The organism is Pseudoxanthomonas sp. CF385 (assembly GCF_900104255.1).
GTDB lineage: Bacteria > Pseudomonadota > Gammaproteobacteria > Xanthomonadales > Xanthomonadaceae > Pseudoxanthomonas_A.
The window spans coordinates 571,878-592,293 of record NZ_FNKZ01000001.1; the positions used below are offsets into that span (position 1 = coordinate 571,878).

At 63.8% G+C, this 20,416-nt stretch carries 16 protein-coding genes; 4 read left to right on the forward strand and 12 right to left on the reverse strand.

The features are described from left to right. The first annotated feature begins 30 nt into the window (after nucleotides 1-30). Nucleotides 31-2,328: an NADP-dependent malic enzyme gene (locus tag BLT45_RS02515; RefSeq protein WP_093294734.1), complete on the forward strand. Its 2,298-nt coding sequence runs from the start codon at nucleotides 31-33 to the stop codon at nucleotides 2,326-2,328. 21 nt (nucleotides 2,329-2,349) lie between these two features. On the opposite strand, the gene BLT45_RS02520 is transcribed toward BLT45_RS02515, so the two are convergent. The 7 genes from BLT45_RS02520 to BLT45_RS02550 all read right to left on the reverse strand — a co-directional run bounded on the left by BLT45_RS02520 (nucleotide 2,350) and on the right by BLT45_RS02550 (nucleotide 11,266). Beyond that, nucleotides 2,350-3,027 (reverse strand): hypothetical protein, encoded by a 678-nt coding sequence (locus tag BLT45_RS02520; protein ID WP_093294737.1) that lies wholly within the window; start codon nucleotides 3,025-3,027, stop codon nucleotides 2,350-2,352. 119 nt (nucleotides 3,028-3,146) lie between these two features. Then, nucleotides 3,147-4,154 (reverse strand): MDR family NADP-dependent oxidoreductase, encoded by a 1,008-nt coding sequence (locus tag BLT45_RS02525; protein WP_139187881.1) that lies wholly within the window; start codon nucleotides 4,152-4,154, stop codon nucleotides 3,147-3,149. Between the two features lie 375 nt (nucleotides 4,155-4,529). After that, on the reverse strand, nucleotides 4,530-7,508 hold the full coding sequence (locus BLT45_RS02530) for a TonB-dependent receptor (protein WP_093294743.1): 2,979 nt from the start codon (nucleotides 7,506-7,508) through the stop codon (nucleotides 4,530-4,532). A gap of 458 nt (nucleotides 7,509-7,966) precedes the next feature. Beyond that, nucleotides 7,967-8,344, reverse strand: coding sequence for an STAS domain-containing protein (locus BLT45_RS02535; protein ID WP_093294746.1), 378 nt, complete (start codon nucleotides 8,342-8,344; stop codon nucleotides 7,967-7,969). 102 nt (nucleotides 8,345-8,446) lie between these two features. Next, the gene (locus BLT45_RS02540; RefSeq protein WP_093294750.1) at nucleotides 8,447-8,833 is read right to left on the reverse strand and encodes an STAS domain-containing protein; all 387 of its coding nucleotides are present in this window, start codon (nucleotides 8,831-8,833) and stop codon (nucleotides 8,447-8,449) included. After that, nucleotides 8,830-9,267 (reverse strand): ATP-binding protein, encoded by a 438-nt coding sequence (locus BLT45_RS02545; protein ID WP_093294753.1) that lies wholly within the window; start codon nucleotides 9,265-9,267, stop codon nucleotides 8,830-8,832. The genes BLT45_RS02540 and BLT45_RS02545 overlap by 4 nt, the downstream gene beginning before the upstream one ends. Beyond that, the gene (locus BLT45_RS02550) at nucleotides 9,239-11,266 is read right to left on the reverse strand and encodes a SpoIIE family protein phosphatase (RefSeq protein WP_175455703.1); all 2,028 of its coding nucleotides are present in this window, start codon (nucleotides 11,264-11,266) and stop codon (nucleotides 9,239-9,241) included. The genes BLT45_RS02545 and BLT45_RS02550 overlap by 29 nt, the downstream gene beginning before the upstream one ends. 220 nt (nucleotides 11,267-11,486) lie before the next feature. Between BLT45_RS02550 and aceE the strand changes: the two genes are divergently transcribed. Beyond that, nucleotides 11,487-14,180 carry a pyruvate dehydrogenase (acetyl-transferring), homodimeric type gene (gene aceE, locus BLT45_RS02555; protein ID WP_093294757.1) on the forward strand — a complete coding sequence of 898 codons (2,694 nt, stop codon included), beginning with the start codon at nucleotides 11,487-11,489 and terminating at the stop codon, nucleotides 14,178-14,180. A gap of 95 nt (nucleotides 14,181-14,275) precedes the next feature. On the opposite strand, the gene BLT45_RS18050 is transcribed toward aceE, so the two are convergent. Genes BLT45_RS18050 through BLT45_RS02570 form a run of 5 tightly spaced genes read right to left on the reverse strand, consistent with a single transcriptional unit; the run spans nucleotide 14,276 to nucleotide 19,376 of the window. Continuing rightward, the gene (locus tag BLT45_RS18050; RefSeq protein ID WP_139187883.1) at nucleotides 14,276-15,232 is read right to left on the reverse strand and encodes a hypothetical protein; all 957 of its coding nucleotides are present in this window, start codon (nucleotides 15,230-15,232) and stop codon (nucleotides 14,276-14,278) included. Further along, nucleotides 15,219-17,114 carry an ORC-CDC6 family AAA ATPase gene (locus tag BLT45_RS02560; protein WP_175455704.1) on the reverse strand — a complete coding sequence of 632 codons (1,896 nt, stop codon included), beginning with the start codon at nucleotides 17,112-17,114 and terminating at the stop codon, nucleotides 15,219-15,221. Before BLT45_RS02560 ends, BLT45_RS18050 begins: the two co-directional genes overlap by 14 nt. 2 nt (nucleotides 17,115-17,116) lie before the next feature. After that, on the reverse strand, nucleotides 17,117-18,037 hold the full coding sequence (locus tag BLT45_RS18055) for a phosphoribosyltransferase-like protein (RefSeq protein ID WP_139187887.1): 921 nt from the start codon (nucleotides 18,035-18,037) through the stop codon (nucleotides 17,117-17,119). Then, complete coding sequence (locus BLT45_RS02565; protein ID WP_093294761.1) at nucleotides 18,037-19,095, reverse strand: methyltransferase; 1,059 nt, start codon at nucleotides 19,093-19,095, stop codon at nucleotides 18,037-18,039. Before BLT45_RS02565 ends, BLT45_RS18055 begins: the two co-directional genes overlap by 1 nt. Nucleotides 19,096-19,130: 35 nt before the next feature. Then, entirely contained in the window at nucleotides 19,131-19,376 is a 246-nt protein-coding gene (locus tag BLT45_RS02570; RefSeq protein ID WP_093294763.1) for a helix-turn-helix domain-containing protein, read from the reverse strand. A 135-nt stretch (nucleotides 19,377-19,511) separates the two neighbouring features. On the opposite strand from BLT45_RS02570, the gene BLT45_RS18060 reads away from it, so the two are divergent. Next, on the forward strand, nucleotides 19,512-19,715 hold the full coding sequence (locus BLT45_RS18060) for a hypothetical protein (RefSeq protein WP_139187889.1): 204 nt from the start codon (nucleotides 19,512-19,514) through the stop codon (nucleotides 19,713-19,715). Nucleotides 19,716-20,042: 327 nt separating this feature from the next. Further along, nucleotides 20,043-20,360: a DUF3817 domain-containing protein gene (locus BLT45_RS02575; protein ID WP_093294765.1), complete on the forward strand. Its 318-nt coding sequence runs from the start codon at nucleotides 20,043-20,045 to the stop codon at nucleotides 20,358-20,360. Nucleotides 20,361-20,416 lie beyond the last annotated feature (56 nt).

Below are 20,416 nucleotides of genomic sequence, written 5' to 3' on the forward strand. Positions count from 1 at the left end.
CCCGCCTTCACCACAGGCACCGTTTCCGCGATGACGAACGACGATTTCAAGCAGGCCGCGCTCGAGTACCACCGGCTGTCCCCGCCCGGCAAGATCAAGGTCGCTCCGACCAAGCCGATGCTGACCCAGCGCGACCTGGCCCTGGCCTATTCCCCGGGCGTGGCCTACGCCTGCGAGGCCATCGTCGAAGACCCGAACACCGCCAGCGAGCTCACCGCGCGCGGCAACCTGGTGGCCGTGGTCACCAACGGCACCGCGGTGCTCGGCCTGGGCAACATCGGCGCGCTCGCCGGCAAGCCGGTGATGGAAGGCAAGGGCGTGCTGTTCCAGAAGTTCGCCGGCATCGACGTGTTCGACATCGAAATCGACGAGACCGACCCGGACAAGCTGGTCGACATCATCGCCTCGCTCGAACCGACCTTCGGCGGCATCAACCTCGAAGACATCAAGGCGCCGGAATGCTTCATCGTCGAGCGCAAGCTGCGCGAGCGGATGAAGATCCCGGTCTTCCACGACGACCAGCACGGCACCGCGATCATCGTCGGCGCGGCGGTGGTCAACGCGCTGGAAGTGGTGGGCAAGAAGATCCAGGACGTGAAGCTGGCCACCAGCGGCGCCGGCGCGGCCGGCATCGCCTGCCTGGACATGCTGGTGGCGCTGGGCCTGAAGCCGGAGAACATCCTGGCCTTCGACCGCGAGGGCGTGATCTACACCGGCCGCCCGCACCTGGATCCCGACAAGGCCCGCTATGCGCGCGACACCCCGAAGCGCTCGCTGGCGGAGATCGTCGACGGCGCTGACATCTTCCTCGGCCTGTCCGCCGGCGGCATCCTGAAGCCGGAGATGGTCGCGACGATGGCGGCCACGCCGATCATCCTGGCGCTGGCCAATCCGAACCCGGAAATCCTCCCGGCCGACGCCAAGGCCGTGCGCCCGGACGTCATCATCGGCACCGGCCGCAGCGACTACCCGAACCAGGTCAACAACGCGCTCTGCTTCCCGTACATCTTCCGCGGCGCGCTGGACGTGGGCGCCACGGTCATCAACGAGGACATGAAGGTCGCCTGCGTGCACGCCATCGCCAAGCTGGCGCGGCGCGAGGCCTCCGACCTGGGTTCGGCCTACGGCGACGACGTGCCGTGCTTCGGTCCCGAATACCTGATTCCGCGCCCGTTCGATCCGCGCCTGCTGGTCGAAGTGGCCGCGGCGGTCGCGCAGGCGGCGATGGACTCCGGCGTGGCGCTGCGTCCGATCCCGGACATGTGGGCGTACCGCGAGAAGCTGGGCCAGTTCGTCTACCGCACCAGCCTGATGATGAAGCCGGTCTACGACCGCGCGCGCGCCGACAAGAAGCGCGTGGTGTACGCGGAAGGCGAGGAAGAGACCGTGCTGCGCGCCGTGCAGACGGTGATCGACGAAGGCCTGGCGTTCCCGATCCTGATCGGCCGTCCGGACGTGATCGATGCGCGCATCCAGCGCCTGAGCCTGCGCATGCGCGCCGGCGTCGATTTCGAAGTGACCAACCAGGACGACGACCCGCGTTTCAACGACTACTGGCAGCACTACCACGCGCTGACGTCGCGCCGTGGGGTGACGCCGGCGGCGGCGAAGAACCTGATGCGCTCGCGGCCCACGCTGATCGCCGCGGTGATGGTCGCGCGCGGCGAAGCCGACGCGATGATCACCGGGCTGGTCGGCCGCTTCCACAAGAAGCTGGGCTACGTGCGCAGCGTGATCCCGCTGGATCCGGGCGTGCAGTCGACCTCGGCGATGACCGGCGTGATCAACAACCAGGGCGCGTATTTCTTCCTCGACACGCACGTGCAGGACGACCCGACCGCCGAGCAGATCGCCGAAGCCACGCTGCAGGCCGCCTACCGCCTGAAGCTGTTCGGCATCGAACCGCGCATCGCGCTGCTGTCGCACTCCAACTTCGGCAGTCACGAGACCCCGGGCTCGATCAAGATGCGCAAGGTCCGCGAGCTGCTGCTCAAGCGCAAGCCCGACCTCAACGTCGACGGCGAAATGCAGGGCGACACCGCGTGGGACGAGGTGTTGCGCAGCCGCATGATGCCGGGCAGCACGCTGTCGGGCCGCGCGAACCTGTTCGTCATGCCGAACCTGGACGCGGCCAACATCGCCTACAACATGGTGCGCGTGGTCACCGACGGCGTGGCGATCGGCCCGATCCTGATGGGCATCTCGCGCCCGGTCCACATCCTGACCACCAGCGCCACGCCGCGCCGGGTGATCAACATGACCGCCATCGCCGCGGTGGACGCGCAGATCCGCCAGCAGCGCGAAGCCGAGCGCACCGGGCCGGGTTGAACGCCCGCGCCACGGTGACGGTCACGACGACGCCGGCGCGCTGACGTCGGCGCCGAGGTCGGCCTCGATGGCCGGTTCGGCGGTGGCGGGCTCCTCGATGCCCGCCGGAACGGCGCTGCGGGCGCCCTCGCTCGCGTCGAGTTCGGTGGTGGCGCGGGCGATTGCGGCACGGTCGAGCGTGGACACCTTGCAGGCGCGGTCCAGGAACAGATCCGTCACGTGCTCGCGGCGGCCCTGCAACTGCGCCCGCTGCGCCATCGCGGCCATGCTGTCCTGCTGGGCCTTCATGCTCTTGTCCATCGCCTCGTAGATCGCGTCGGTGTTGGGACGCCCGCCGAGCGACGACAGTGCGCCGCTCGCCATGCCGCCACCCGGCACCAGGCCGAGCAGGGCGCTGCCGAAACTGCGGGCGCGCTGGCCGGCCACCATCTTCTTCTGCGCCTGGCGCATGTCGTCCTGCATCTGCCGCGACATCTCCATCGGATCGGCGGCCTGCGGCAGGGCGGTGATGCGCCGGCCCAGCCATTCGGATTCGGCGTAGAGCGCCTCGCAACTCGCATCGGAATCGGAGAGCCGGGCGATGTCGGTCGCCTGGCCGACGAACATCCCGGGGTCGGGCATCATCTGCGCTTGGACCGCCGGCACGGCCAAAACGAGCGTGGCGCCGGCGAGGAGAAGGGAACGGAAGAAACGGGGCATCGCGATGTCGTCCTGACAGTGAGGCGGCAACGGTAGACCCCCGCCCGGTCCGCCACGACCGCAGGAAGTCCCGGTGACGATCGAGGGCAGCCGAAAGTCATGATGACGTTCAGCAGGGGTCATGTGGCGCGCACGATCAGCTTGCCCAGGTTGTCGCCGCGGACCAGCCGGGACAGCGCCAGCGGCGCCTGCTCCAGGCCTTCCACGTACTCCTCCTGCCACCTGAGATGATCCGAACGCAACAGTGCGCCCATCTCGCTCATGAAGCCGGGGTCCACCAGGAACTGCGGATGCAGCCGGGTCACGTCGCGATGGGTGAACGAACGCACCAGCAGGCGGCGCAGCAGGATGGCGTTGAGGAAGGCCGGCAACCGGTCGCTGGCCGGCTCGGGCCACAGCTCGCCCTCCATCATGCCGCACAGGGGCATCCTCGCCCCGTCGTTGAGCAGCGGCATCACCGTATCGATGCAGTGGCCGTGCACGCTTTCGAGGAACACATCCACGCCGTCGGGACACGCGCGCCGCAACTGCTCGGGGAAATCGTCGGCATGGCGGTCGAGGGCGACGGGGAAGCCGTAGGTCTCGCGCACGTGGCGGCACTTCTCCTCGCTGCTGGTCACCGCGACGATGCGCGCGCCGCGCATCTGCGCCAGTTGCCCGGCCGTGGCGCCGATCGGTCCGCTGGCCGCGGCCACGACCATGGTTTCGCCGGGACGCGGTTCGCAGGCTTCGCGCACGGCCGACCAGGCGATGAAACCGTACATGCCGTAGATGCCCAGCGCTGTGCTGACCGGCGCCACGCCGGGATACAGCTTGCGACGGATCGAGGTGGCATCGACGACTTGGTGGCTCTGCCAGCCGGTATGCGCCAGTACCTGGTCGCCGGCCTTGAAGCCGGCGTGCCTCGACGCGACCACGCGCGAGACGGTGCTGCACGGCATCACCTGGCCCAGCGCCAGGATGTCGCCGTCGGGCGCGTCTTCCAGCATGCGGCTGGCCGCGCAGATGTCGATCGAGACCAGTTCGGTCTTCAGCAGGAGTTGGCCGTTCTTCGGCAACCGCAAGGGCATCCGCTCGATGCGGAAGCAGTCCGCGATGTCGCGGCCCACGGGGCGCTGGGCGAGCACGACGCGCGTATTGCAGGGAGTGGCGGCGGAGCGAGGCGGGGGGGCGGGTGCGTGCGCGTGCGCGTGCGCGCCGAGATGCGTTGTAGGTGTCACCGGATCCTGGTCCAAACAATTGCCCCTGTAATCCAGTGGAACGCAGTCATCGCGCGATGCCGGTCATGCGACGCATGATCGGCATCCGATGTGCGATGAATTGGTTTCATGTGTGAGCGATCGCGCATGCCACGCTGCGTGCAGGACGTCATGCAGCGAACGCGCTGATGCACGGCGTCGACATAGCGGGGGCAGGGAATGGGCATGTGCGTGCGATGTAGCCACCGGCGGTGTCGCCGCCGGTGGCGCCCGGGCATCACGGCGATGCCCGATGGGGAGGCATCAGAACTCGTAACTCGCGGTCAGCGTCAGCCTGCGCGGGTCGACGAAACTGCGCGGGTGCTTGTAGTTGTATGCCGCCGCACCGCCGCCGTCGTTCCAGATCTCCACCACGCGGTAGTAATCCTGGCTGTCGAACACGTTCTGCACCATCAGCCCGAGCTTCAGGCCCTTCGCCCAGGTGGGCGCGTAGTCCACCCGCAGGTCCACCGTGGTCGCCCACGGCACGCGGCCGGAGGTGCCGCGCGGATGCAGGCTGTCGTCGACCGAGTAAGGGGTGCCGACGCCTTCGCCGCAGTAGAACGAACCGGCACCGTACTGCACCGCTTCGCCGTCCGGGCCATCCGACGGGTAGATGCCGAAGCAGTTCACCGGACGTCCGCTCTGCGCGATCAGGTTCGCGCCGACGCGCCACTGCTCGTTGATCTGGTAGGCGCCGAACACCTTCAGGCTGTGGCGGCGATCGTTGGGCAGGTAGCCGTAGGAGCCGTCCATCAGGCCGGGGAAATCGAAGTCCTGGGTGATGCCGGCGTCTTCCTGGGCGATGTCGGACTTCACGTAGCCTTCGGTATTGCCGCGGCTCTTGGACCAGGTGTACGAGGCCTGCATGAACCACCTGTCGTCCCAGGCGCGCTCCAGCATCAGCTCCACGGCCTTGTACTTGCGCTTGGCGACCGGCAGCCCCAGCGCGCTGCCCGGGATGTTGACCACGGTCAGCTCGCCGGTGCCGTTCAGGTCGACGTTGGCCGACAGGTCCTTGCCCGGATTGGTCAGGAAGCAGTGCGACAGGGCCTCGGCGATCGCCGCCGCATGGTCGGCCGAATAACCGTTGGCGAGCGCCCAGGTTTCGGCGCCGCTGCCCGCGCACATGTCGTCCATGCCGGACTTGAGCTCGCGGTAGACGCCGCGCATCCCCAGCGTCCACTTCGGCGCGAACTGCCACTGCCAGCCGGCGATGAACTCGTCCTGGTACATCGGCTCCAGGTTGTTGTCCACCACCGTGCGCGGATCCTTGATCTCGCCGTCGCTGCTGTAGTTGCGCGGACCGACCTGGGGACCGACCGTCGGGATGCCGGTCACCGGATCGATCGCGGTGAAGGTGTACCACTCGTTGTAGTCGAGTTCGGCGCCGGCCAGGCGGACGTTGGTGTTGGCGTAGACCGGGATGTAGTAACGCCCCACGTTGCCGAACACCTTCAGCGTCGAGTCGCCCTTGGCGTCCCACGAGAAGCCGAGGCGGGGCGACCAGGTGTCCTTGATGTCGATGAAGGTGCCGCCCTCGGCATTGAGGTTCTCGAATGCTTCGTTGCGGATGCCCAGGTAGGCCATCCAGCGGTCGTTGACCTGCCAGGTGTCCTCCACGTACCAGGCCTTGTTCTTGGTGGTGAACGTGCCGCCGTTGTCGAGCACGCGCAGGCGGACCATCTCGGTGACGCCCGTCGGCACCACCACGCCCGGCGCCACGGTCGTGCCCGGCGTGGTGTTGTAGTAACGCCAGTACACGCCGCCGGAGTACGAGGAGCCGTCGACGGTGATGAACTCTTCGTTGTCCAGGCCGAAGCGGAGGGTGTGGTCGCCGAGCAGCCATTCGCCGTCGACGCGGAACGCCTTGCGCGTATCGCCGGCGTCCGGGATGCGCATGTCGTAGTCGATGTAGCAGCCGGCCACGCCGATCGGCGGCGTACCGGCGTTGCGCCCGTCCAGGATGTAGGGGCAGTCTTCCGAATTGGAGTTCTCGTTGCCGCGCGAGTACTTGCCGTAGCCGTACAGCGCCGAGAGGGTGAAGGCATCGGTGATGTAGCCGGTCCACTTGGCGATGTAGTTGTCGCCGCCGGTGGTGCGGCGGAACGTGCCGATGGGGTCGCCGCCGCCGACCGACAGGTCGCCCGCGGGGCGCTGGTAGGTGACGCCCTCCTCGATCGCCTTGTCGCGGAAGGCGGTGAGCTCGAGCCGGTGGTCGTCGTTGATGTACCAGTCCAGCTTGACCAGGCCCTGCGGCGAATCGATCGTGGACTTGTCGTGGCCGTTCTCGTAGTCGAGGACCTCTTCGTCGCGCTGGCCCTGGAACAGGCCGAAGAAGAACAGCTTGTCCTTCACCAGCGGACCGCCGCCGTACACGTTGTAGGTGGTCGTATCGACCTTGGATCCGCTCTCGACGATGCGGAAGTCGCCGTCGCGCTCCGGATCGTGCGCGAGCGCGCGGCCGCTGGACAGCGAGTCGGGGCTCCAGAACACATTGGCCCCGCCCTTCCATTCGTTGGTGCCGCGCTTGGTGGTGACGTTGAGCACGCCGCCGAGCGAGCGGCCGAATTCCGCGCCATAGCCGCCGGTCTTGATCTGCTGCTCGGCGATCGCTTCGAACGGCACCTGGTTGAATTCCAGGCCGGTGACGATGTTGGTGACGTTGAAGCCGTTGACGTAGTAGACGTTCTCCGCCGCCGAGCTGCCGCCGAACGACGCGACGTTGCCGAAGCGCGCATCGCCCTTGACCGTGCCTGGCGCGAGCAGCGCGACGTTGGTGATGTCGCGCGAGACCGGCAGGCGGTCGATCTGGGCTTCGGTGAAGATCGTCACCGATTCGACCGACGAGACGTCGATGGGATTGACCGCTGCGGAGCCGACGACGGTGATCGTATCCAGGGTGGCGGCCCCGCCTGCGACCACGAAGGAGACGTTGCTGCCAGTGCCGGTGTTGACCGCCACCTCGCGCGTGCTCGTGGCGCCGGCCGCATCGGTGCGGGTGACGCGGTATTGGCCGGGAGGCAGGGCGCCGACGCGGAAGTCGCCGCTGGTACCGACGCTGACGGAGCGCTCGAGTCCGGTACCCACGTGGGTGACCGTGATCCGGTCGCCCTCCGCCGCCTGGCCGAACACGCTGCCGGTGGTGTTGGACTGCGCCTGTACGCCACTGGCAAAACAGGCGCCAAGCGCCAGGCTGAGCGTGGTGATGCGGAACTGCTTGCGTATGCGGCCTCTGTTCATCGGTCCTTTCCGTGTCTTGGGGAAAAAGCGGGGCACTGGCGCGATGCCGCCGGCCAGAGGTCGCGACGTTAGGGAGCGCGGAGGCGGTGCCGCGAATGCATGTGGTCAGGATGAAGATGCGCCGCCGCCGAAAGTCACGGTGACGTCCGGCAGGGGGCATGACGAATGGCGGCGGACACCGGTCACTCTGAGGTGCAGCGCATGCGGGCCGCGCGCGCGGCGCCCTAGCCTGTCCGCATGGACGGCACCGCAGGTACGGGCCGCCGGATACGCAGGCACTCTCTCCCTCGGCGGCGGCCGGTATGCGCACCGCCTTTTTTTCAGGGAATGCGCGTGGTCCGCGCGTGCAGCAGCGCTGGGGAGCGGGCCTTCGGTCGACACGGGCATGCCTGAGCCCTGCCTTGCGTCCGCAAGGCGGTGGGTCATCGGATCGAGGCGCGACGGGTGTCGCGCGGACCTCACTCCTCGCCGTCGAGGATCCGCCGCTGCAGCGCGTCCAGGTAGGCATCGGCGTCCGCGGTGGATTCGAAGATCTCGTCCATCGGCACGGCCTGGACGATCTCGATGACCTTGCGGATCTGTTCCTGCGGATGCACGACCAGCAGGCGGCCTTCGTGCGGTGCGAGCGCCTTGCGCGCCTTCAGGATGCAGCGGACGCCGGCGCTGCTGATGTAGTCGAGGTGGGCGAGGTCCAGCACCAGCGCCTGCGGACGGGAGGCGAGCATCGGTGCGAGCGCCTCGTCGAGTTGGGTATGGCTGAGCGTGTCCAGCCGGCCGCTGAGCAGCACGTACTGGTTGCCGTTCACCGGCGGGTAGACCTCAATCTCCAATGTCATCGGGCATCTCGGTGCGACGGATGTGCCGGGTGGGGTGGCCCGGGTATGGAGGGGAGGAGGTCGGATCGTAAAGCAAAAGCGGGACGAAGCGACCGACGCCCGTCAGTCGTCGTCCTCGTCGGCGCGCAGGACCTTGCGCTGCATCGCATCCAGGTAGGCATCGGCTTCCGCGGTCGACGAGAAGATCTCGTTCAACGGCACCGCCTTGACCATGTCCAGCACCTTCTGAATCTGCGGTTGCGGATTCACCAGCAGGACCTTGCCGCCATGCGGCGCCAGCGTCTTGCGGGCCTTGAAGATGGAGCGGATGCCGGCGCTGCTGATGTACTCGAGGCCCGACAGGTCCAGCACCAGCGAATGCAGCTGCCGCGACAGCAGCGGTGCCAGCGCTTCGTCCAGATCCTCGTAGGTATGCGTATCGAGGCGGCCGCTGACCGCCACGCGCTGGCTGCCCTTGCCCGGCGGCAGGATGTCGATGCCCAGGCTCATGGTCCGTTCTCCTCGGTGGGGATGCGCAGCGTCAGCCGCAGCACGTTGTAGTTGCCGTCGCGCACGTAGTGGGCGTCCTCGGAGACCTGGCGCACCAGGTGCAGGCCCAGGCCGCCGGTCGGGCGGTCGAGGATGTCGGCATCGAGGTCGGGCGGCGGCTGGTCGAGCGGATTGAACGGAACGCCGCTCTCGCGGAACTCGAGCGTCAGCAGGCGATCGCGGATGCCGATGTCCACGCACAGCTCGTGTTCCTCGGCATCGACGCGGGCGAGGTCGCCGTGCTCGATCGCATTGCTCGCCAGTTCCTCGACGATCAGCCGCACGTCGCACTGGATCGCGCGGCTGACGCCGTTGTTGGCCAGCACGGCCTCGAGCGACGCGTTGAGGTCGTCGACACGGGCGTGCTCACGGGGAATGAACAGTCGCATCTGCATGCGCGGTCTCCTGTGATGGCGGAGCTTCGGGGGAAGCGGGATCGCTGTCCAGCCGGCGGCGGATGGCCAGCACGGTGATGTCGTCCGACTGCGGTGCGCTGCCGGTAAATGCGTGAACTGCGGCGATCAGGCCTTCGCACTGGTCGCGCGCGTTCGCGCCCGGGCGCAGCGCGCCGGGGATGCGCTCGGGACCGAATGCCAGGTTGTCGGGATCGAACGCTTCGGTGATGCCGTCCGTCCACGCCAGCAGGGTGGCGCCGGCCGGCAAGCGGCCCGACCACAACGGGAACGCCTCGCCCACTTCGAAACCCAGCGGCGGGCCGGGCTGCAGCGGCAGTTCCTCGTGGCGTCCGTCGGCCTGCAGCAGCAGCGGCGCATCGTGGCCGGCGCTGGCCAGCACGCACTCGCCGGTGCGCACGTCCACGCGACCGCACAGGACGGTGGCGAACATGCAGGCATCGTTGCCCTGCACCAGCCGGCGCGAGGCTTCGGCCAGCACGCGCTCGGGGCTGGCGTGGCTGCTGGCCGCCACCTCCAGCACGGTCACGGTGCGCGCCATGAACAGCGCCGCGGGCACGCCCTTGTCGGAGACGTCGCCGATGGCGAACCACAGCACGTCGGTACCGGTTTCGATGAAGCTGTAGAAATCGCCGCCCACGGCCTTGGCCGGTTCCAGCCGCGCATACGCTTCCAGGTGGCTCTGCTCGCGGTCGATCACCCGGCCCGGCGGCAACATCGCCTGCTGGATCTCGCGCGCGATGGACAGCTCGCTCTCCAGCTTCTGCCGCGCCGCCGTCATGTCCTCGATCTCGCGCAGCTGCTGCCGGATCGATCCGCGCGCGTGTTCCAGCGTGCGCGCCATCTGGCCGACTTCGTCGCGGCGGCCCACGTACGGCACGGGCATGGCGTAGTCGCCTTCGGCCAGGCGCGCGGCGGAGGTCGACAGGCGTTCGACCGGCTGGCTGATGTGGCGCGCCAGCTTGCGCACCACCAGCATGCAGACCAGCGCCAGCAGCGCGCCCACCGCGGCGAGCATCCACAGCGCCTGGTTGAGGCGTTCGGTGATCAGCTCGTACGACTGCGCGACCAGCAGGTTCCAGCCCGTGTCGCCCACCGGCTCCACGACGGTGTAGCGCCGCTCGCCGGTCACGGCATCGACGTGCGCGTGCTGCAGCGGCTGCCGCAGCCTGACCGCCTGCGCGGCCTCCTGCAGGTCCGCGCGACCGGCGCGGCGGATGTAGTCGTCCAGCGTTTCCAGCCGGTCGACCGTCACTTCCGGATTGAGCGCCAGCGTGCCCGCCGGCGCCACCAGCGTCACCCGCCAGCCGGGCAGGTTGGCCAGCGATTCGACCATGTCGGTGAGGTTGGCCAGCGGCAGGTCCAGGCTGACCATGCCGCGGGTGCGCGCGCCGCGGCCGGGGTCGCGCAGCGGCATGTTGTAGGTGACCATCCAGACGGCGCCGGCGGTCTGGTTGAGGTAGGGCTCGGACCACCACCCGCCCGGCGATGCCACGGTGCGCTGGTACCAGCCCTGGGTGCGGTACGGATAGCCGTCGGCGACCAGGTCGCGGTCGCGGCCGTTCGCCGCCACGTAGCGGGCGAAGGGCACGTCCTCGCGCGTGCGGGGCTCCAGCACCAGCAGGCCGCCGGCGCAGCCGGGCGTGGCCTTGACCATGGCGCGCAGCGTGGCGGTGAGTTCGTCGGGCGCCAGATTGGCCGCGCCCACCAGGTCGGAGATGCCGTGCGTGGTGATGGTGACCACGCGCATCGCGTTGTCCAGCCGCTGCACCGCTTCCTGCGCGCTGGCCTGGGTGTCGCGGCGCGCGTTGTCGAGGATCATCCGCCGCGCGAACCACGCCGTCGCCACCACCAGCAGTACCAGCAGCACCACGTTCACCAGGCCCGCCCACAAGGCGATGCGCGTGCGCAGGCTGCTGCGCCAGTGCGAAGCACCGGCGGCCGCTGTTGGCACGACGTTCCCTGGCACTGCGTCTTGCATGCCGCCCCCGAGCCTTCCCCCTGTGTCGATCATAAGCGCATTGCAATGTTGCAATACGGCAAAGGTCTTATTTTGGTGCTTCGATTGTCCCGGGACAGCTACGTTGTGTCCGTTCCATACGCCTGCGTAGCCAGGTCCCCCGCGGGGTGCGTGCGTTACACTTCAGGGTCTACAAGAATCGGCGACGCCACGCCCCACGCGCGGCGCAACAGGAGTGGGAATGAACTGGTTGAACGAGATGTTGCAGAGCGATCCGGACCCGCAGGAATCCCGCGAATGGATCGATTCCATGCAGGCGGTGATCGAGAAGAACGGCGCCCTGCGTGCTCACCAGTTGCTCGAAGGCATGGTGGAAGTCACCCGCCGCGCCGGTGCCTACCTGCCGTTCTCGCCGACCACCGAATACGTCAACACCATCGCGCCGCAGAACGAGGCCAAGAGCCCGGGCGACGCCGCGCTGGAATGGCGCATCCGTTCGATCATCCGCTGGAACGCGATGGCCACCGTGGTGCGCGCCAACCGCAAGCCCGGCGACCTCGGCGGCCACATCGCCAGCTTCGCCTCCGGCGCGACGCTCTATGACGTGGGCTTCAACCATTTCTGGCGCGCGCCGAGCGACAGCCATCCGGGCGACCTGCTCTTCATCCAGGGCCACAGCGCGCCGGGCATCTACGCGCGTTCGTTCCTGGAAGGCCGCATCAGCGAGCAGCAGCTCGACAACTTCCGCATGGAAGTCGACGGCCAGGGCATCTCGTCCTATCCGCACCCGTGGCTGATGCCCGACTACTGGCAGACCCCGACCGTCTCGATGGGCCTGGGCCCGCTGGCGGCGATCTACCAGGCGCAGTTCATGAAGTACCTGGAGCACCGCGGCCTGATCGAGAAGTCCGACCGCAAGGTGTGGTGCTTCATCGGCGACGGCGAGAGCGACGAGCCGGAAACCCTCGGCGCGATCGCGCTGGCCGGCCGCGAAGGCCTCGACAACCTGATCTTCGTCGTCAACTGCAACCTGCAGCGCCTGGACGGCCCGGTGCGCGGCAACGGCAAGATCATCCAGGAGCTGGAAGGCGTGTTCCGCGGCGGCGGCTGGAACGTCATCAAGCTGCTGTGGGGCAGCTACTGGGATCCGCTCATCGCGCGCGACACCAGCGGCGTGCTGAAGAAGCTGATGATGGAAACCGTCGACGGCGAGTACCAGAACTGCAAGGCGTTCGGCGGCAAGTACACGCGCGACAACTTCTTCGGCAAGTACCCGGAGACGGCGGCCATGGTCGCCAACCTGTCCGATGACGACATCTGGCGCCTCAACCGCGGCGGCCATGATCCGCACAAGGTCTACGCGGCCTACCACGAGGCGGTGAACACCAAGGGCATGCCCACGGTGATCCTGGCCAAGACGGTGAAGGGCTACGGCATGGGTTCGGCGGGCGAATCGCTCAATCCGACCCACCAGACCAAGAAGCTGGACGACGAAGCCATCCGCACGTTCCGCGACCGCTTCAACATCCCGGTCAGCGACAAGCAGCTGGAAGAGTCGGCGCAGGTGCCGTTCTACCACCCGGGCGAGGATTCGCCGGAGATCCAGTACCTGAAGTCGCGCCGTGCCGCGCTCGGCGGCTACCTGCCGCAGCGTCGCCGCAAGGCCAGCGAGTCGTTCGAGACGCCGAAGCTGGAGGCCTTCGACCGCCTGCTGAAGAGCACCGGCGAGCGCGAGATCTCCACCACGATGGCGTTCGTGCAGGGCCTGAACATCGCGCTGCGCGACAAGCAGGTCGGCCCGCGCCTGGTGCCGATCGTCGCCGACGAAGCGCGCACCTTCGGCATGGAAGGCATGTTCCGCCAGATCGGCATCTACGCGCCGTTCGGCCAGAAGTACAAGCCGGTCGATGCCGACCAGCTGATGTACTACCGCGAAGACCAGTCCGGCCAGGTGCTGCAGCAGGGCATCAGCGAGCCGGGCGCGATGTCGTCGTGGATGGCGGCGGGCACCAGCTATTCGGTCAGCAACGTGCCGATGCTGCCGTTCTACATCTACTACTCGATGTTCGGCTTCCAGCGCATCGGCGACATCGCCTGGCAGGCGGCGGACATGCGCACGCGCGGCTTCCTGCTGGGCGGCACCGCGGGCCGCACGACGCTCAACGGTGAGGGCCTGCAGCACGAAGACGGCTTCAGCCACGTCATCGCCGGCAGCATCCCGAACGTGCGCAGCTACGACCCGACCTTCGGCTTCGAAGTCGCGGTGGTCCTGCAGCACGGCATGCAGAAGATGCTGCAGGAGCAGGTGGACGAGTACTACTACGTCACCCTGATGAACGAGAACTACACCCACCCGGACATGCCGGAAGGCGCAGCCGAGGGCATCATCAAGGGCATGTACCTGCTCACCGATGCCGGCAAGCCGAAGAAGGGCGAGCTGCGCGTGCAGCTGCTGGGTAGCGGCACCATCCTGCGCGAGGCGATCGCGGCGGCCGAGTTGCTGGACAAGGATTTCGGCGTCACCGCCGACATCTGGTCCTGCCCGAGCTTCAACGAGCTGCGTCGCGACGGTTTCGATGCCGAGCGCTGGAACCGCCTGAACCCGGAAGCGAAGTCGCCGCGCAAGCCGTACGTGACGGAGCTGCTGGAAGGCCGCCAGGGTCCGGTGATCGCCGCGACCGACTACGTGCGTGCGTACAGCGACCAGATCCGCGCCTTCATCCCGGCGGCCTACACGGCGCTGGGCACGGACGGCTTCGGCCGCAGCGACACCCGCGCCAACCTGCGCCGTCACTTCGAAGTGGACCGCTACTACATCGCCCACGCCGCCATCGCCGCCCTGGCGAAGGAAGGCAAGATGACCGCCAAAGACGTATCCCGCGCGATCAAGCAGTACAAGATCGATGTGGAGAAGGCGAACCCGGTGACGGTTTGATCGAAAGCGAAGTGAGTGGAAGCGAGGGACTCAAGTTCCCGCTTCCCTACTTCCGCGAGCCGCGAAGATGGATCCCTTCTAGAAATCCCTCGCGTTCAAGTTCTTGACTCGCGTAAGAAGTCTTTGAACGCGGATATATCGTAGATGCAGCTTCTGGATACGCCGGAAGTGCGTCCGGCTTTCTTTCGGGGGTGATCATAGATGATCTCTACGGTCTCACGGCTTGCGAGATAGAACAGCACGGAACCAAGTCCGTGAGGTCTCGTTCCTAGCGGCGCAAGCTGCACGGAGTTGCTGCCCCTTCTGCTTGTGATTGCCTCTATGCAGTAGAAGGCACTAAAGGGGCAATTTGCCCTTGAGTAGTGAATGTTGCGAGCGGACCCCGTCGTTTGAATTGTCGATTGGTTGCCCAGATAGGTATGGAAAGGATAGCTGGGCCGAAAGCCTGGTACACCAATGATTGGATAGATGTTCTCTGGTGCGGGTTCAAGAGACTCGACTACGTGTGCTAAGCGACTACCCTCGAACCCTAGTAGAGGTATGAAGACAGTTTCGCCATCTTCAGTCTTACTGATGCTTGAAAAGCCTGGGAGTGGCGCAATCCCGTTGATCCTTTCGCTCAGATCGAAGAGCTCGCCCTCAGTAGGTGCGCTGCTCTGCGTGTAGTCGCCAGGTTCAACGTAGAACGCCCTTATTCGAACGTTCGCTTCCCAGTACGCCTTTATCAGAGGGGCCCAGATGTGGGTGGGAAGGCTGGTCAGATCGATATCGACGGAGCGGCTAGTGCTCATGTCAGCGATGGACAGCAATTGATCAGGGTTTCTTAGCGGAAGCTCGAACGTCCTGCCGTTCATAGAAGCTGCGGCGATAGTTAGCTCATCTGTCTCAGAAAGCTCAATGACTCTGGTCGGGACGGAATTCGCAAGCGCAGGCCAGGATTTTGCCCTCTCCTCGGGACCGCAGCCGACCACAAGAACCCCTCCAGGCAACAGTTCGGATTCAGAGAAACTTGAAGTGGAGGTTGTAAAGATTGGCTTGTCAATGACTGCCACGATAGAAGTCCTGAAACAGCGCCATCTGTGCTGGAAGGGTGGAATCAGCGCTTCTGTTCTGTCGCTTCAGAACTCGTGCTATGTACATGTGAGGATTCTCGGAAAGTCCACGCAACTCTTCATAGCTGAGAGTCATCTTCCTCTTGTGACGATAACTGTACTCAAAGAACGCGGTAAAAATCGGGTGCAGCGCGTAGTCGTAGTCTCGAACATCTTCAGATTGCTGAAGCTTGGTGCCTGCGCGTCGAATGAGCGCCAGGTGCATTACCGCATTCTCAAGTAACTCTCTTGTGATGGCGGAACTCCCGAGATCATCATTGCTAACAAGGTCGAACTGCGTAATCTCGGCGGTATGTCCAACCGGATCCTCGGCCATGACCTGGAAGATTCTGCCCAAGCTGAGCACGAGCTTGGCAACCCTAGCGCCTAGTATTGAGAGACCTTCAAGCTCGCGAAGGTTCTTTCGCCCTATGTACTGCGCGGCTCTCGTCTGAACTTCTGCAGATACCAATCCTTGAAACGATGAGCTATTGCTGGCATCAAGTTGCATCTGGATCGATCTGTGCACTAGCTCCAGAAGGTACCTGATGTTCCCCGAAGCTAATTTGCATATAACCTTCCAGCCGCAGTAGTACTTCCTAATCCCTGACTTGCGAGACTTGATGGTAAACAGCATGGATGTCTTGTAATTCTCAAAACGAGTCTTCCATGCTTTGAAGTCTTCACTAGTCATCGCCGACTGCAAGCTATCAATGCTTGACCCTTCAAGAACGTATAGGCAGTACCTCTCAAGCTGGCTCATGCTTTCATAGCGCGCCCGCGCTTTTCCAGACAGTGTTAGGAGGATGATCTGGTTGGTGCTATCAAACGTCTTGGATAGCCCGAGAAGATCTGCTTCCTCTTCAGGACTCAATGACTGGAAGATACCGATAAGCGCGCCTGGGCTCACCACACCAGTGCCGCCGTGTGACCTGATGCGGCGCGCGCATACAAGAGCGGCGAAGTTCTCAAAGTCTGAGTCAGATGTAAGTCTTTCGGCGATATCGATCCGTCTAAAATCCGCGGGATCGACCAGAAGTTCCGAGGCGTTGAGAGTGCACCTTTCTCTAATTCCGAGCTCTCGAACACCGATCTTGAAAGTGTACGGAGGGCGTGCATGCTTGATCAGCGTATTAACGACCCGCTGCTGGTAGGCGGACAAGTTCTCAAACTCGTCAATAAGAAAGAAGAACGTTGTCTTTCCTAGAATTCCCGATGCCTGTAGGCAGTCCATCAGTGCATCGATAGGGGCTCCGAGGGCTGTTAAGTCAATCGAGTTAGATCGCCCTATCGAGTTGACTGTCGTTTCCAATGTGATCAGGCGTTGCTTGAGCTTCTCTATTGCGTCGGCGACTGAAGTGGCCTCTGGCATGCTGAATGAGTTCGAAAACGAACCAAGTGATTGAGCGCTTAGCTGCTCAAACTCGCGATGCGTGCGTGAATACCATTCAAAGAAATCCAGCGCTGCAGAGGACAGTAGCAAGTTCAGGTAGTGACCAAATATTCGCTCCCACTGCGGAAGCGAGGCCTCAGGGCCTTGGAAGGCGGCCACTCGACCGGTGTTGATCCTTAGATAGATCCCAACATAGCCCCACTGATCTAGACGCTTTGGTTGGTCGTTACCTAGGGCGAATCTCCCTTTGTACGACAGCGACTTGAGAGTTGTGGTCTTCCCAGTCCCTCTGCCACCTATCAGAAAGCAAGGTTGTTCTGTAACAAGTTCTGGAAAGTAGCCAGGCTGGGTGAACTGTTCAAACAGCTCCGCACCATTGTGCTCGGCGCGGAAGTTCGAGAACGCATCCGCCAACTGCTGGTCGATCACTAACAAATTAGGCTCAGCCACGGTCAGCGCCTCCTAATCAAAGGTTGCCAATTCTCAGACTCATGCCAAAAGATCGGAAGTGTCGCGTCCGGCACGCCGTGTTCGAATGCAAGTGCTAGAGCTTGTCCTTTGTAGCCGAAGCATTCGCTATCTGGTATGCCGGCTCGTGCGCTGGCGGCTCTTATGAACTCAATCCCAGAGTCTCTCATTCCAGGTGGCCAGAAGAGCGAATCCTCATGCACGAAGTTCTCCCTTGCATCTAGCTCATGGGCAGGCATCAGCAGCAGTGAAGGACATTCACGCCGGACCACCTCCGATCCTTCAAATGTTGACACTAGGGGGCAGTAGACAATCGTAGAGTTGTGCTGTGCAACAACGTCGCGGTAAGTTGAAGTTTCGCCAGGCCAGACATCTCTATGATGCGTCCATGCCGACGTCACCTGGTCGCCACTGCCTATGAAATCGTCTAAGAGTAAAACCGGGCGATCTGGCTCAACCGCCATTACACGAAGAGCAGCCTCGGGCGTAAAGATCTGAGATTGAGGCAAGTCAAGCTTGTGCCGTGCTAGACGAGCGAAGTGTGGGCCGCTCTCGGAAGCGTTTGGATTTCTTGCCTCGACGTAAGTTGCAACCAGCTTGTCGCGGAACGCGCGCCATTGATCGCGATGCTGGGAGCCGTGGCGTTCGATTAGTTGCTTGTGAGCGCTCAGGTTGTGGAATGCACTCACCAAAAGAGCATCAGTAATCTCAGCAGAAACGAAGATGAACGCGTTCAGGCAGCATAGCGCGTGGCGCTCTTCTTCAGCCCGAAAGTTTTTGAGCCACCCCCTCGGATCAAACGTGCTTGTTGCCGGCCACAGCCCGATTGACGCAAAAAAATCTGCTTTCTGAAGAATGGAGGATCTAGAAGACTCTCGTGGGCGCTGACGAGATACGGCACTCATTAAATGCTCTCAATCCCAAGCCTTCTCAGGGCATCGCGCAGGCGTTCGATAGTTGTAAAGGGTGCGCCGGTGCCCACATAGGTGGCCGAAATATCGGAGAAGTTGTCTATCAGCAGCTGTTGGAGCTCTCTTGTGCTGAATGGAGGGGATGGGACCAGTGCAATCAGGCAATCGGACATCACGAACTTTCGTTGCGCTCCGATGATGCAAATCTTTCTTCGATCTGGCCTCCCAACTCTCGGTATCACCACAGCTGGGCCTGACAGAGTGCTGGGCACGCTGGGTGATCGGAAGGAGCTGTGGAGAACTTTGTTGTGCTTTAGGTTGGTAGTATGAAGAAACTCCACAGCCTTCTTGGATTTCGACGGCACAGCTGAATGCACATGTACCCTGCCGCGCTTGATGGTTAAAGACCGCTCCATATTCACGACTTCCAGGGTCGTTGGAGAGCGTGGCTCTGGCACCTTTGCTCTTACATTCACAAGTGCGGTCTCTACAAAACAGTTTCTGAAGGTCCTGCGACCAACTACGCGGTTGATCTTCAAACTCCAGTTCTCAGAGAGATAGGCACGAGCATCGGCATCTCGTGATCCATACAAGGCGCTGATTGGAAGGACGGTAGATATCTCGCCCTTCGAACTTAAGTAGCGCTGGGATTCGAGAACGAACTTGAGAGCTGGGCTGCAGCTAATTTCCGTCCCGCAAGGAAGTACAAAGACGCCCTCCGTGCTCGCGCGCGAGAACGGGGGGTTAAGAAGAACGACGTCGACACGTCCTTTGATGCCTTTGAGGGCTTTGCAGCTCTTCGACGAGTTTGACGATAGGAAGTTGCACGTTCCTATTTGCCAGCTCGGATACGTCCGCTTCAGAGCGTCGGTGAACTCGCGCTGGATGTCGATCGCAGTGATATCGGCGTGAGGCCAACGGGCCGCTGCACTCACTAGAAGATTTCCGGAACCAGCAGAAAAATCAGCCACCAGCTTTGGCTCGTCAACTGCAACGAGTTCAACCAGCTCTTTCGCTAAATGGGGAGGCGTTGGGTAGTAGTCGAAATTCATGGTTGCCTCACCAGAGCTTTCCTTGCTGCCTGAGATTAGTTCGAGCGTTGTAGAAGCTCTAGAACATCCACTTCTAGTGCCCTTGCAAGTCGTTCCAATCCATCAATTGAAATGTTTGTCACGCAGCGCTCCAGCTGTGAAACATATGTGCGATGGAACTGTGCTAGCTCAGCTAGCTGCTCCTGACTGAGTCCGCGACCTTTACGTAGGCGGCTCAAGTTGGTGGATATCCGCTCACGGGCAGTTGCTTGGGTGGGCGTCGATTGTGACTTTCTAGGCATGAGACCAGATTCATGCCCTACTGCTTGACAATCTACAGATTATAAATCTACTGTTTTTAAATCTCATTGACCGTCACGAGAGATGTGTGACGGGGAGCCAAGAGACACTTAACGAGCAGCCAGGAGATTTGAGTCATGGAGTGGGCAGAACAAGATCAAGCCAAAGGCGCGGGCAATCTGCATCCCGGCGCCCAACATCATCGCCCGGAGCCGCCGACAGGCCTTGAGTCCGTTCTCAGTCTGCTACAGGGCGAAGCACTGGATGTACTGGCCGATGCGGGCATCACTGGCTACGAAGGCGATCGTCTTGATCGACTTGCAGCCGCCGCGAGACGCTAGGCCGAAGACTGCCTAGACCGCATCCGCTGTCTGCTTGATCTGCTCAACGCGTGCCTGCCCCAGCTGCAGCCACACCCGAATGTGCTGCTCATCAGTGCCTACCGACACCTCACTGCGCTTGTGGCCGATCTCGAGCGATGGCAGGCGCTGGCCGAGAACGCCTCGTACTACCGCGATCACCCACACGTCGCCGTACAGATCGCTGCTACACGAAGGTGAAGCCGCAGGTGGCGGGTCGAGCGCTTCGCTTCGACCCGCTAGAATCTCCCCGCCAGCGAGCGTCGCCGCCGCCCTCGCGTCGCGGCAATCCCTCACTGGAGTTCCTGCATGTCCCGACCCCTCGCGCCCGCCGGGCGCCTGTTCGCTGTCGCCGCCTTCGTTGAAGGCTTCACCTGGGCCGGTCTGCTGATCGGCATGGCGTTCAAATACGGTGCCGTAGGGAACGACCTCGGTGTCAAGATATTCGGCCCCCTGCATGGCGGTGCATTCCTGTTCTACGTCGTCGCCACCGTGCTGTCGGCCCTACGCCTGCGTTGGCCGTGGTGGGCCACGCTGCTGGCGGTGGTCGCTGCCGTGCCGCCGCTGGTGACCGTGCCGCTGGAGATGTGGTTCCGCCGGATCGGCTTGCTCAGCGCGCGGAGTTGATGCGGCGTGACGGACGAACGCGCGCGCATCGCATAGACTGCGGCGCCGATTCCCAC

What these genes read in the sequence shown, in the direction of transcription:
- BLT45_RS02535 (WP_093294746.1), bottom strand. Translation starts at nt 8,344, where the DNA reads ATGACATTGGAGATTGAGGTCTACCCGCCGGTGAACGGCAACCAGTAC.
- aceE (WP_093294757.1), top strand. Translation starts at nt 11,487, where the DNA reads ATGAACTGGTTGAACGAGATGTTGCAGAGCGATCCGGACCCGCAGGAA.
- BLT45_RS02540 (WP_093294750.1), bottom strand. Translation starts at nt 8,833, where the DNA reads ATGAGCCTGGGCATCGACATCCTGCCGCCGGGCAAGGGCAGCCAGCGC.
- BLT45_RS02565 (WP_093294761.1), bottom strand. Translation starts at nt 19,095, where the DNA reads ATGAATTTCGACTACTACCCAACGCCTCCCCATTTAGCGAAAGAGCTG.
- BLT45_RS02575 (WP_093294765.1), top strand. Translation starts at nt 20,043, where the DNA reads ATGTCCCGACCCCTCGCGCCCGCCGGGCGCCTGTTCGCTGTCGCCGCC.
- BLT45_RS02520 (WP_093294737.1), bottom strand. Translation starts at nt 3,027, where the DNA reads ATGCCCCGTTTCTTCCGTTCCCTTCTCCTCGCCGGCGCCACGCTCGTT.
- BLT45_RS02570 (WP_093294763.1), bottom strand. Translation starts at nt 19,376, where the DNA reads ATGCCTAGAAAGTCACAATCGACGCCCACCCAAGCAACTGCCCGTGAG.
- BLT45_RS18060 (WP_139187889.1), top strand. Translation starts at nt 19,512, where the DNA reads ATGGAGTGGGCAGAACAAGATCAAGCCAAAGGCGCGGGCAATCTGCAT.
- BLT45_RS18055 (WP_139187887.1), bottom strand. Translation starts at nt 18,037, where the DNA reads ATGAGTGCCGTATCTCGTCAGCGCCCACGAGAGTCTTCTAGATCCTCC.
- BLT45_RS02545 (WP_093294753.1), bottom strand. Translation starts at nt 9,267, where the DNA reads ATGCAGATGCGACTGTTCATTCCCCGTGAGCACGCCCGTGTCGACGAC.
- BLT45_RS02550 (WP_175455703.1), bottom strand. Translation starts at nt 11,266, where the DNA reads ATGCAAGACGCAGTGCCAGGGAACGTCGTGCCAACAGCGGCCGCCGGT.
- BLT45_RS02515 (WP_093294734.1), top strand. Translation starts at nt 31, where the DNA reads ATGACGAACGACGATTTCAAGCAGGCCGCGCTCGAGTACCACCGGCTG.
- BLT45_RS02530 (WP_093294743.1), bottom strand. Translation starts at nt 7,508, where the DNA reads ATGAACAGAGGCCGCATACGCAAGCAGTTCCGCATCACCACGCTCAGC.